General features: G+C 61.3%; 17 protein-coding genes. 16 read left to right on the plus strand and 1 reads right to left on the minus strand.

Annotated features, from left to right (window positions below; all coding sequences use genetic code 11):
* The first annotated feature begins 6 nt into the window (after positions 1 to 6).
* Genes LOS78_RS05680 through LOS78_RS05690 form a run of 3 tightly spaced genes read left to right on the plus strand, consistent with a single transcriptional unit; the run spans position 7 to position 1,129 of the window.
* Complete coding sequence (locus tag LOS78_RS05680) at positions 7 to 231, plus strand: hypothetical protein (RefSeq protein ID WP_230376054.1); 225 nt, start codon at positions 7 to 9, stop codon at positions 229 to 231.
* Positions 232 to 233: 2 nt separating this feature from the next.
* Positions 234 to 428 carry a hypothetical protein gene (locus LOS78_RS05685; RefSeq protein WP_230376055.1) on the plus strand — a complete coding sequence of 65 codons (195 nt, stop codon included), beginning with the start codon at positions 234 to 236 and terminating at the stop codon, positions 426 to 428.
* The gene (locus LOS78_RS05690) at positions 425 to 1,129 is read left to right on the plus strand and encodes a DUF3800 domain-containing protein (protein ID WP_230376057.1); all 705 of its coding nucleotides are present in this window, start codon (positions 425 to 427) and stop codon (positions 1,127 to 1,129) included. The genes LOS78_RS05685 and LOS78_RS05690 overlap by 4 nt, the downstream gene beginning before the upstream one ends.
* A gap of 238 nt (positions 1,130 to 1,367) precedes the next feature.
* On the opposite strand, the gene LOS78_RS05695 is transcribed toward LOS78_RS05690, so the two are convergent.
* A complete protein-coding gene (locus LOS78_RS05695; RefSeq protein ID WP_041529929.1) occupies positions 1,368 to 1,556 on the minus strand; it encodes a hypothetical protein in 189 nt (62 codons plus the stop codon).
* Between the two features lie 472 nt (positions 1,557 to 2,028).
* On the opposite strand from LOS78_RS05695, the gene LOS78_RS05700 reads away from it, so the two are divergent.
* From LOS78_RS05700 to LOS78_RS05755, 13 genes are all read left to right on the plus strand, one after another.
* Positions 2,029 to 2,232 carry a hypothetical protein gene (locus tag LOS78_RS05700; protein WP_230376059.1) on the plus strand — a complete coding sequence of 68 codons (204 nt, stop codon included), beginning with the start codon at positions 2,029 to 2,031 and terminating at the stop codon, positions 2,230 to 2,232.
* Complete coding sequence (locus tag LOS78_RS05705; RefSeq protein ID WP_230376060.1) at positions 2,232 to 2,564, plus strand: hypothetical protein; 333 nt, start codon at positions 2,232 to 2,234, stop codon at positions 2,562 to 2,564. Before LOS78_RS05700 ends, LOS78_RS05705 begins: the two co-directional genes overlap by 1 nt.
* 9 nt (positions 2,565 to 2,573) lie before the next feature.
* Positions 2,574 to 3,374, plus strand: coding sequence for an ERF family protein (locus LOS78_RS05710; protein WP_230376062.1), 801 nt, complete (start codon positions 2,574 to 2,576; stop codon positions 3,372 to 3,374).
* Positions 3,375 to 3,382: 8 nt separating this feature from the next.
* Positions 3,383 to 4,081, plus strand: a complete 699-nt coding sequence (locus LOS78_RS05715; RefSeq protein WP_230376063.1) for a hypothetical protein — start codon at positions 3,383 to 3,385, stop codon at positions 4,079 to 4,081.
* The gene (gene ssb, locus LOS78_RS05720) at positions 4,081 to 4,524 is read left to right on the plus strand and encodes a single-stranded DNA-binding protein (protein WP_230376064.1); all 444 of its coding nucleotides are present in this window, start codon (positions 4,081 to 4,083) and stop codon (positions 4,522 to 4,524) included. Before LOS78_RS05715 ends, ssb begins: the two co-directional genes overlap by 1 nt.
* A 202-nt stretch (positions 4,525 to 4,726) precedes the next feature.
* Entirely contained in the window at positions 4,727 to 4,957 is a 231-nt protein-coding gene (locus tag LOS78_RS22080) for an HNH endonuclease signature motif containing protein (RefSeq protein ID WP_371824708.1), read from the plus strand.
* A 9-nt stretch (positions 4,958 to 4,966) separates the two neighbouring features.
* The gene (locus LOS78_RS05725) at positions 4,967 to 5,158 is read left to right on the plus strand and encodes a hypothetical protein (protein WP_230376065.1); all 192 of its coding nucleotides are present in this window, start codon (positions 4,967 to 4,969) and stop codon (positions 5,156 to 5,158) included.
* 2 nt (positions 5,159 to 5,160) lie between these two features.
* A complete protein-coding gene (locus LOS78_RS05730; RefSeq protein WP_230376066.1) occupies positions 5,161 to 5,547 on the plus strand; it encodes a recombination protein NinB in 387 nt (128 codons plus the stop codon).
* Positions 5,544 to 5,909: a hypothetical protein gene (locus tag LOS78_RS05735; RefSeq protein ID WP_230376067.1), complete on the plus strand. Its 366-nt coding sequence runs from the start codon at positions 5,544 to 5,546 to the stop codon at positions 5,907 to 5,909. Before LOS78_RS05730 ends, LOS78_RS05735 begins: the two co-directional genes overlap by 4 nt.
* 1 nt (position 5,910) lies before the next feature.
* On the plus strand, positions 5,911 to 6,537 hold the full coding sequence (locus LOS78_RS05740) for a hypothetical protein (protein ID WP_230376068.1): 627 nt from the start codon (positions 5,911 to 5,913) through the stop codon (positions 6,535 to 6,537).
* Positions 6,534 to 7,295: a hypothetical protein gene (locus LOS78_RS05745; protein ID WP_230376069.1), complete on the plus strand. Its 762-nt coding sequence runs from the start codon at positions 6,534 to 6,536 to the stop codon at positions 7,293 to 7,295. The genes LOS78_RS05740 and LOS78_RS05745 overlap by 4 nt, the downstream gene beginning before the upstream one ends.
* A gap of 63 nt (positions 7,296 to 7,358) precedes the next feature.
* Positions 7,359 to 7,565: a hypothetical protein gene (locus tag LOS78_RS05750; RefSeq protein WP_230376070.1), complete on the plus strand. Its 207-nt coding sequence runs from the start codon at positions 7,359 to 7,361 to the stop codon at positions 7,563 to 7,565.
* A gap of 295 nt (positions 7,566 to 7,860) precedes the next feature.
* Complete coding sequence (locus tag LOS78_RS05755; protein ID WP_230376072.1) at positions 7,861 to 8,853, plus strand: tyrosine-type recombinase/integrase; 993 nt, start codon at positions 7,861 to 7,863, stop codon at positions 8,851 to 8,853.
* Positions 8,854 to 8,938: the final 85 nt, after the last annotated feature.

The following is an 8,938-nucleotide window of genomic DNA, read 5'->3' on the forward strand; positions in this document are numbered from 1 at the left end:
ACGCCCATGCCCATCGACCACGACCAGGAGGATGCTGAGCAAGTCGCGATAGCCGCCCGCGTGGTGCTGGGGCTGGTGCGCAGCCTGGTCGAGCATCCGGGGTCCGTAGAGATGAAGGCCCTGCCCTTCCTGCTGCTGGAAGCGGCCGAGGAACGCCACCGCCAGGGCGACTATGGCGCCGAGCGGATGCTGTGTGACTGGGCGGATGTGTTGAGGGACTGGGAGGGTTAGCTATGCCAGAACAAACCGCCGAGCAGGCCCTGCGCGCCGCGCTGCTGGAGACGCTGGTGAACATGGGAACGGTGCTGCTGACCTCGCCGGAAGGGCGGGCCGAGGCGGCGCGGTCGATGCTGGACCAGGCCGAGCGGGCGCACCCCGCCGTGGCCGAGGTGTTCAGGGAGGCGGCGGAGAGGCTTCGATCCCCTTGAGTGAATCGTATAATGTCTATGTAGACGAAAGCAGCCAGACGAAATCCCGCTACCTGATAATTGGCGGCGTTATTCTTCGAGCGTCTGAGGAGCCAGAAATACTGGCTCGACTTAGCGCAGCGAGATTGCCGGACTTGCCCAAGGGTGAGTTGAAGTGGGGCAAGGTATCCCGTGCCAAGCTGGAAGCGTATAAGCGTGTCTGCGACGTTCTGTTCCAGTATGACCGTCTGCACTACTATTGCGTGGTCGTAGACCGGCAGAAGCAGCGCCATGAAGACTTCAACGGCGGCTCATCGGATGTAGGGTTCAATAAAGAAATCTACCAGTTAGCGAACAAACTGGCGAAGCATTACACCAGCGGACCGTTCAACCTGTATCTTGATCAGCGATCCACGAACAACACGCCGGAGGAACTGCGGATCATCTTGAACAGGGGCCGGGCTAGAGCCGGTGATGCTCGACGCCATCCCTTCCGAAGGTGCCAGTTTTTGTGCTCGAAAAGCACTCCGATGCTGGCGTTGCCAGACTTGATGAATGGCGCGCTGGCCTATCGCCTGAACGCACGAGACACTGCCGAAGGCGCTAGCTCATCGAAGCAGGACCTTTGTCGGCATATCCTCGGGCGAGCTTCTGTCCAGAACCCATTTCAGGACACTGCCGTGACAGGAAAGTTCTGCATCTGGCATCGCCGGCTAAGATGAAGGGTCCGGTGCGGCTGCTGAACCAAATCAGCCCCTACCTGGGGTAGGCTCGCTTCGCTCTTACGCCCGAAGGCTGGCGGAGGAGGCACCGCACCGGAGTGATGGAATCTTATATAGATACTAAGCCAGAGTAAACCGCCAATCCCCACAGCCAGCCCCGCTCCGGCGGGGCTTCTTCATGGCTCAAACGAAAAGCGGCGAGGCTTCCCCCGCCGCCGACTTGCCCATGAACGCGCCGCTAGTCGGCCAAGGCTTCGTATCCCTTGTTCCAGGCATCGACCTTGGCGTCGTGAGCCGCTTGCGCCGCCTTTTCCTTGTCGCGTTTGACTTCGGTAGCGTTGCCGGGGCCGCCCTCGTTGTCCATGGCATCCACCGCAGTTTGAAGCATCTGGGCCTCGGTTTGCGGGACTTTGCTTTCGCGGACCATGGCTGGTCCTCCATCACACCACGGCGAGAATTCCGCCGGGATGATATACTGTAACACGAGTCAGCATTAATAGCACGGACTCATATGCCCGCCTCACCGGCGGGCTTTTTGCTACGAATCACCCAGCCCCAGCGGGCCGAGCGGCCGAGTCCCGGCACGGCAGGTATAGCATGGGTGCAGGGATGGCGGAAAACAAAAATGGGGGCGTTCCCCCACTTTGGTGTTGACGTGGGGGAGTTTCCCCACTACCTTCATCTCACAGCCGGCGACAAAGACGTGCCCGGCCCACCCCCGAGATGGAGGCACCCCCTGCCATGCAAGCCCCGCTATCCCCCGTCCCGCCCGGCCTGATTGCCGGTCTTTGCCTCGACAACCCGGACGTTGTTGACGCGATCCGGCACTGCTTCATCAGCATGGGCGGCGTCACGCTTTCCGCCCCGCTTCCCGAGCGCCCGGTGTGTGAGGTCCGGCAATGACCTACCGCAGCCCCGCCGATTACCGCCTGCGCGCCTTCGTCTGGTCCGCGCTCCTTGCTTGGTCCATCGCTGTATGGATTGCGATCATCGCTTTCATCGCCATCCCGGCCGCCAAGGCCATCGTAGAGGCCGCCAGCAATCCCGCCGCCTGCGCAGGCTATGCCCGCTCGGATTGCGCTGCTGTCATGGGGGAGCGGTGATGGACTATCACACCGGCACCCTGACCATGGACGCCGCAGAAGGCTATGTCGAGGCCGAGGCGCTGTTTGAAATTGATGCCTTCTGGTCACGCCACCGCGACCGCTACGGCATGCGGTCCATCCAGTGGGTCAACAACATCTCTCTGGATAGCTGGACCTTCGACGGTCGCAAGCAGACCCGTGAAACCGCGGTTGCGCTGCTGGGAGAAGATGAGGTCGCGCGGCAGGAGGATCTTGCGCTGGTCGAATGGCGCCAGACCGCAGAGCAAGACGACGCCGACGAATACGCCGATCAGATGCGCGACCTGCGCCACGATCTGGCAGCGGAATAGGAGCATTCCATGAACGCTATCGCAAAGCATGATGGGTCTGTCACGCATCTGCCCGCCGACCCCATGGTCAACATGATCGAGCGGCTGGTGCTTAACCCTGATGCCGATCTCGACAAACTGGAACGGATGCTGGCGCTCAAGCGCGACCACGACCGGGACAATGCCCGAGTTGCGTTCGCTGCTGCGCTGGCAGCGGCCCGGGCCAAGATTCCGCCGATTGTCAAAGACGCCACCGTTGATTTCACGTCAAGCAAGGGGCGGACGCACTACAAGCATGAGACGCTGGCCGGCATCGCCAAGGTGATCGACCCGATCCTATCGGAGTTCGGCTTGTCGTATCGGTTCCGAACCGATCAGGGCAATGGCGGTGTCCGCGTCACCTGCATCATCGCTCACGCCCACGGGCATAGCGAGGAAACGTCGCTGACGTGCGCGCCGGACGGCTCGGGCAGCAAGAACCCGTTCCAGGCTGTTGGAAGTGCGGTCACCTATTTGCAGCGATACACGCTCAAGGCGGCTCTCGGCCTGTCAGCCGAGATTGACGACGATGCGCAGAGCGCCGCGCCGCGCCCTGACAGCCAGATGCGGCACCAGGCCGAGGTGAAAACGATCAGCCAGGAGCAATTCGTCCAGATCCGCGAAAAGGCAGACGAGGCCGGCGTGTCCGAGGACCAGATCACCAAAGCTGCAGGCATCGAGCATTTGCACGACCTTCCCGCAGACAGCTTCGCGCCGCTGATGCGAAAGCTGCAAGCCACGATCAACGCCAGAAAGCCGGACGTGATCGACGCCAGCGAAATCCCCTATTGAGGCTCAAAATGAACGAGATGAATCCGCGCGCCGTCATGGGAGGCAACAACCCTCCTGATCCCATCGACGCTATTTGCGCTCAATACGAAAGTGAGCGCATGGAAGCAGAAAACTGGCTGGATGGAACGCCGGTTGAAAACGAAGGCCAGATGAAAGCAGTCGATGTGCTGCGCAAGGCAATGCGCGAGTTCCGACTTGGCCTTGAGGCTGGTCAGAAATCGGCCACGGCCCCGCTCTATGACGCCTACAAGGCCGAGGGCGCGCGCTGGAAGCCGAGCATTGACGACGCTAAGCGCATCGAGGGCGGTCTAGTCGCTCTGGTTGACGGCTTTAAGAAGAAGCTGGCCGCCGAGAAGGAAGCCGCCGAGCGCGCGGCCAAGGCCGAGGCGGCGCGTAAGATGCGCGAGGCCGAAGAAGCCGCCCGTGCTGCGAACACCGCTGACATTGAGGCGCAGCGCGCCGCAGCCGAAGCTCAGCGCGAGGCCGAAGAAGCGCAGCGCCGCGCAACAGCCGCAAGCAAGGACACCGTGAAGGGTCTGCGCACGGTCACGAAATACCAGATCGAAGACCATCGTGCCGCCCTACACGACATAGCTACCAATGACCGGGACGCCGTCACCGCATTCATCGAGGACTACGTGCGCTGCAACCACAAGGCTCGGTCGATCAATGGCGTCCGCGTCTGGCAAGAAAAAGAGGCTTTCTGATGGCTGACCTGAACCGCGTTTCCCTTCTCGGCCGTCTCGGTGCCGATCCTGAAATCCGCCAGACCCAGAGCGGGGAGAAGGTCGCAACCTTCCGCATCGCCACGGGCGAACAGTGGAAGGACAAGAACACTGGCGAGAAGAAAGAGCGCACAGAATGGCATACGGTCGTCGCTTGGGGACCGCTCGCCCAGATCGCAGAGAAGTATCTGGCGAAAGGCAAGCGCGTCTATGCGGAAGGTCCGCAGCGCACCCGCAAATGGCAGGACCAGAGCGGAAATGATCGATATTCGACCGAGGTTGTTCTGTCGGGCTTTGGCGCGCGCCTTGACGTGATCGACTGGCCGGAAGGCGGCGGCGCGGCGCGCGGTCAGGAGGAAAGCTACGGTGGCGACAACCTGCCCCCGAGCCGTCCTGACTTTGACGACGATTCGATACCATTCTGAGGTCGGGATGAAGGACACCACCGAAATATGGAAACCTGTCCCGAGCGAACCGGGAGTTATGGCAAGCTCACTTGGGCGAGTCCTCCAATCGCCGGTATATGCACCGCTTCCGAATGGTGGGTATCGGCTTTACACGCCTGAGCCGCAGGTCGGCCAAATATCTAGGGCTAACAAGGACGCTAAGCACACCTACCGACACATCATGCTTAAGCGCGTCGGAAACGGCCCGAGACAGCAACCGCGGAAGGTTCATCAACTGGTGTGCGAGGCATTTCATGGCCCGAAGCCATTTCCCGGCGCGGTGGTTCTCCACCTTGACGAAGATGCACACAACAACCGTCCCGAAAACCTCCGGTGGGGGACGCAGAAGGAAAACCTAAACATGCCGAAATATAAAGCTGCGCTTATCGAGCGCCTGCGCGGAAAGGTTTGAGGCCCGCCAATGACCGCCCTCACCAAGGCCCGTCAGGAACAGCGCATCGTGGACGAATTCCACCACCTGATCGCGTTGAATGCCGACCATGCCGAAGATCCGGCCTGGATGATCACCGCAACCGCCTACACCCTGTCGATTGACGAGAAGGCTGTGCGCAAGGTCTGGAACGAGCGGTTCCACATCGGGGGCGCGTGCTGATCATGGCGCAGACCGTTATCATCCGTGGCGATGTGCAACGCATATTGGCAAAGTCGATCATCGACCGTGCCCCGGTTGACGCGGTGGTGACGGTCAAGGAGGGAACGCGCTCGCTGGATCAGAATGCCAAGCTTTGGGCGATGCTTTCCGATATTGCCCGGGCCAAGCCAGAGGGCCGCACCATGTCGCCAGAGATGTGGAAAGCGGCATTCATGTCGGCGCTTGGCTATGAGATTGTCTGGCAGCCCGGCATCGAAGGCGCTCCGCCATTCCCGGCGGGATTTCGCACCTCTAGACTGTCGAAGTCGCAATTCGCGGATCTGATCACGTTCGTCATGGCCTATGGCGACCGTCACGGTGTCCAATGGTCTGACGGGGCAGTGCAATGAACGCGCGCCTCGGAAACCTCGCCGGCAAGCCGTCTCTTGGACTCAAGCAGCCCAAGGCCAAGGCTCGCCCTGATTACCTCGCTGCGGTGCGCCAAATGCCCTGCATCATTTGCGAGGAATGGGGCTTGCCGCAGCTTAGTCGCACCGAGGCTCACCACGTTTTTCACGGCCGTTTTAGCCAACGCAAGACGCCTGACGAAATGGCCGTCCCCCTTTGCCTCGACCATCACGAAGGCAACGGCCCCGACAAGACCAAGATCGCCATCCACCTCGCCAAAACGGAATGGCGCGAGGTCTACGGCAACGATTTCGATTACACGCCGCGCATTCAGGACCGCCTGCGGCATTTGCTGGAGAAATGACATGACCAAATCTCAACACGGCGGGCCGCCGCGGGCCCCCATCGAAACGGCAGACCTCTGCGCCTCGGGGCAGGTGCGGGCGCTGACCCGTGCTGCTGGCGATGAAAGCAAGGCGGGATGGATCATCTCCTTCGATGACTTGCAGGCCATTCGAGCCGCAGCGGGTGATTGGGGGTATGGCATCGACCTTGAGGCCGTTGAGGCCATCGCGCTTGAAGTCGAGCGCCGCATCCTCGCCGCCCTGACGCCAGCCCCGCAGGCCGCAACCCCGACCGCGCAAGAGGCGGGGCCGGTGGCGTGGTGGGACGCGATTGCACCCGCGCTGACATTCCCCGCTGATTGGCGGGACCAAGCTGGATCGCTGAACAAACAACGCATCTGGGCAAATGGATTTCAGACATGCCGCGAACAAGTCACGGTTCGGATCGGTGAGCTTGAAGGCCACGCCCACCCGCCCCAGCCCAGCCAGCCGGTCACGGAGGCGGCAACGGTGATTCTGAATACGCAAATTCATCCTTCCAGCGTCAACTGGCAATCTGTTTGGGATGCGATGCGTGAAGATGCAAAAGAGGGCGATTTGCCTATGGCTTTTAACAAAGCCCTGCGCGCCCTGAAAGGCGGTGAATGATGGTTGATCGGTTCGACCCGCCCCGCGATCTTGACTGGAAACCGTTGCCTATGCGCCCGGACATTGCTGGGCAATACGTTCGCTACTCTGACCTAGAAGCAGCCCGCGCCGAAATCGAGCGGCTGAACAATGCCCTAACGGAAGCAGTCAACCAAATCAGTGATCTGGCCGCGCGCCTCGGACAGGCCGAGGGTAGACTGGACGCATCCGAGTTGGTCGGGGTTGTCGAGGGCTGGAAGGCTCGCGCCGAGAAAGCCGAGGATGAGGTTGAGAGGTTGCGCGGAGTGCTGCGAAAGCGGACGGAGGAAGCCGACAGGGCCGACGAACGCGCCGATAAAGCCGAAGCCGAGCGTGACGGTTTGCTTGAGCATTGCAAACTAGAAGAAGCCAGAGGCGACAAGCTAAAAACCGAGCGTGACAAGGCAAGGGCAGAAATCAACGAGTATCGTGGTGCAGCAATGCAAGCTGCAATTGAGCGCGACGAAGCGCGGGCGCAGATCGCGGCGGTGATTGAGCAGGCGGCGGATAAAGCCTTCAACTTCGGGCAAGGCGCACCATACAATCAGCGGGCATCGATTACGGCACTCGCGGCGTCAATCCGCGCCCTAACCCCCGCCGATGCCAAAGCCGCCCTTGAAGCCTATGGCCGCGAGAAGGTTCGAGAGGGGGTGAAGCGGGCGGCGAGCCTGTTCAAGGATGCTAACCACGGCAAGCACATCATGGACGCCATCCTCGCCGAAATGGAGACGCTGAAATGACCCATCACGACAAAGCGCGGGAATTGGTGGGGCAGGAGATGCTCGCCCTGAAAGGAAAGAGCGATGCTTAATAATCTAAGCAAAGGCACCCTGATTGATCTGATTGGAGAACTGAGGCGAGATTTCACCGCGCTGGCCGAGGAAAACCGGAGGCTGCGGGAGGCGCTGCGCGGCATGGTCGGCCTCTATGACAGTGACGAGGGAACGCGCAGCCTGCCGGAAGTTGTCGCCGCTCGCACAGCCCTGACCAGCACGGGGGAGAAGGGGTGATGGGTCGCCTTGCATACACTTTCTGGATGCGCGCGCCGTTCTGGCTCAGAGACACCGCGCTTGGTCGCTGGCTTCTGCCATTCGCAGGGCAGCACGAATACCGCCGCCCCGCACAGAGGGAGGCGTAGATGGGGAGGCATGAGCCGATCATGAAACCGTCAGATCTTCGCCGGGCGGTATCCGAGTGGGCCGCGCAGGGATTCCATGTCAGGATTGACCCTGACGGAGCCATCATCGTTTCGCCCGCAAGTCAGCAACCGCCGGCCGACGACTTTGATCTTGTGGACATGCGCCGATGACGAAGCGCGCCCTGCCCGCGCACGTCTACGACAAGAAGGGCGTGCTGTATTTCCAGCGCCGCGGCTGGCCAACTGCGCGGATCAAAGCCGAGGCCGGGACACCGGAATTTGCGCTGGAATATGCTGCCTTGCTGAACGGAGCGCGGCTGGCCCCGGAGGCCACTGCAAGGACGTTCAGCGCCCTGACGGCCGATTATATCAGGAGCCAGCGATACCGGAAACTCGCGCCACGCACCGCAAAGGACTACGACAAGGTTCTGATCTGGGTCAAAGACAAGATCGGGCATCTTCCCGTCGAGAGGATGCAGCGCAAGGACGTGATCAGGGCGCGGGATGCCAATTCCGACAAGGCGCGATTCGCCAGCTACATCGTGCAGGTCCTCCGCATCCTGTTCGAACATGCCCAAGACATAGGGTGGGTCGAAACCGGAAAGAACCCGGCCAAGGGCGTCGGCCTGATCAAGGCAGATACCGTTCCGCGCGAACCGTGGCCCGCCGACAAGATAGACGCGTTCCGAGAGAGGGCAGACGGCCACACCCTCCTGGTATTCGAGCTATGCCTTGGCACGGGCCAACGAATCGGAGACGTGCTGAAAATGCGCTGGTCCGATATCGAGGGGGATGGGATCAACGTCACCCAAGGCAAGACCCAGGCGCGCCTGTGGGTGCCGTTCACCCCCCGCCTTCGCGCGGTCCTGTCTGCAACCCCCAAGCGCGGCGTGACGATCTGCGCGCATGGCCGGGGAAAGCCCTTGTCATATCGGGCAGCGGCGCAACGCATCATGGCTGTTCGGAAGGAGATAGGCGCGGAGAATTACGACATTCACGGCCTGCGCTACGCGGCGGCGGCAGAGATGGCGGCAGCCGGTTGCAGCGACGAGTTGATTGCCGCCGTCACCGGGCACACCACCGTCGCAATGGTCCGGAAATACGCAGGTCCGGCGCGGCAGAAAGTCAGGGCCATCGAAGCGCAGGAGCGCCGAAAATGACGCTCGCAACTTTCACCGTTTGTTTCCGATTTGTCTGGCCGTTTTCGCAACGGAATGATAATCTGAATCAGGCGCTTGCTTGGGC

This window comes from Paracoccus sp. MA (assembly GCF_020990385.1).
Classification (GTDB): Bacteria; Pseudomonadota; Alphaproteobacteria; order Rhodobacterales; family Rhodobacteraceae; genus Paracoccus.

Excerpts from the sequence above, each read along its gene's own strand:
- LOS78_RS05730 (WP_230376066.1), top strand. The coding sequence starts at position 5,161 with ATGGCGCAGACCGTTATCATCCGTGGCGATGTGCAACGCATATTGGCA.
- LOS78_RS05740 (WP_230376068.1), top strand. The coding sequence starts at position 5,911 with ATGACCAAATCTCAACACGGCGGGCCGCCGCGGGCCCCCATCGAAACG.
- LOS78_RS05725 (WP_230376065.1), top strand. The coding sequence starts at position 4,967 with ATGACCGCCCTCACCAAGGCCCGTCAGGAACAGCGCATCGTGGACGAA.
- LOS78_RS05705 (WP_230376060.1), top strand. The coding sequence starts at position 2,232 with ATGGACTATCACACCGGCACCCTGACCATGGACGCCGCAGAAGGCTAT.
- LOS78_RS05680 (WP_230376054.1), top strand. The coding sequence starts at position 7 with ATGCCCATCGACCACGACCAGGAGGATGCTGAGCAAGTCGCGATAGCC.
- LOS78_RS05755 (WP_230376072.1), top strand. The coding sequence starts at position 7,861 with ATGACGAAGCGCGCCCTGCCCGCGCACGTCTACGACAAGAAGGGCGTG.
- LOS78_RS05715 (WP_230376063.1), top strand. The coding sequence starts at position 3,383 with ATGAACGAGATGAATCCGCGCGCCGTCATGGGAGGCAACAACCCTCCT.
- ssb (WP_230376064.1), top strand. The coding sequence starts at position 4,081 with ATGGCTGACCTGAACCGCGTTTCCCTTCTCGGCCGTCTCGGTGCCGAT.
- LOS78_RS05695 (WP_041529929.1), bottom strand. The coding sequence starts at position 1,556 with ATGGTCCGCGAAAGCAAAGTCCCGCAAACCGAGGCCCAGATGCTTCAA.
- LOS78_RS05735 (WP_230376067.1), top strand. The coding sequence starts at position 5,544 with ATGAACGCGCGCCTCGGAAACCTCGCCGGCAAGCCGTCTCTTGGACTC.
- LOS78_RS05700 (WP_230376059.1), top strand. The coding sequence starts at position 2,029 with ATGACCTACCGCAGCCCCGCCGATTACCGCCTGCGCGCCTTCGTCTGG.
- LOS78_RS05685 (WP_230376055.1), top strand. The coding sequence starts at position 234 with ATGCCAGAACAAACCGCCGAGCAGGCCCTGCGCGCCGCGCTGCTGGAG.
- LOS78_RS05710 (WP_230376062.1), top strand. The coding sequence starts at position 2,574 with ATGAACGCTATCGCAAAGCATGATGGGTCTGTCACGCATCTGCCCGCC.
- LOS78_RS05750 (WP_230376070.1), top strand. The coding sequence starts at position 7,359 with ATGCTTAATAATCTAAGCAAAGGCACCCTGATTGATCTGATTGGAGAA.
- LOS78_RS22080 (WP_371824708.1), top strand. The coding sequence starts at position 4,727 with ATGCTTAAGCGCGTCGGAAACGGCCCGAGACAGCAACCGCGGAAGGTT.
- LOS78_RS05745 (WP_230376069.1), top strand. The coding sequence starts at position 6,534 with ATGATGGTTGATCGGTTCGACCCGCCCCGCGATCTTGACTGGAAACCG.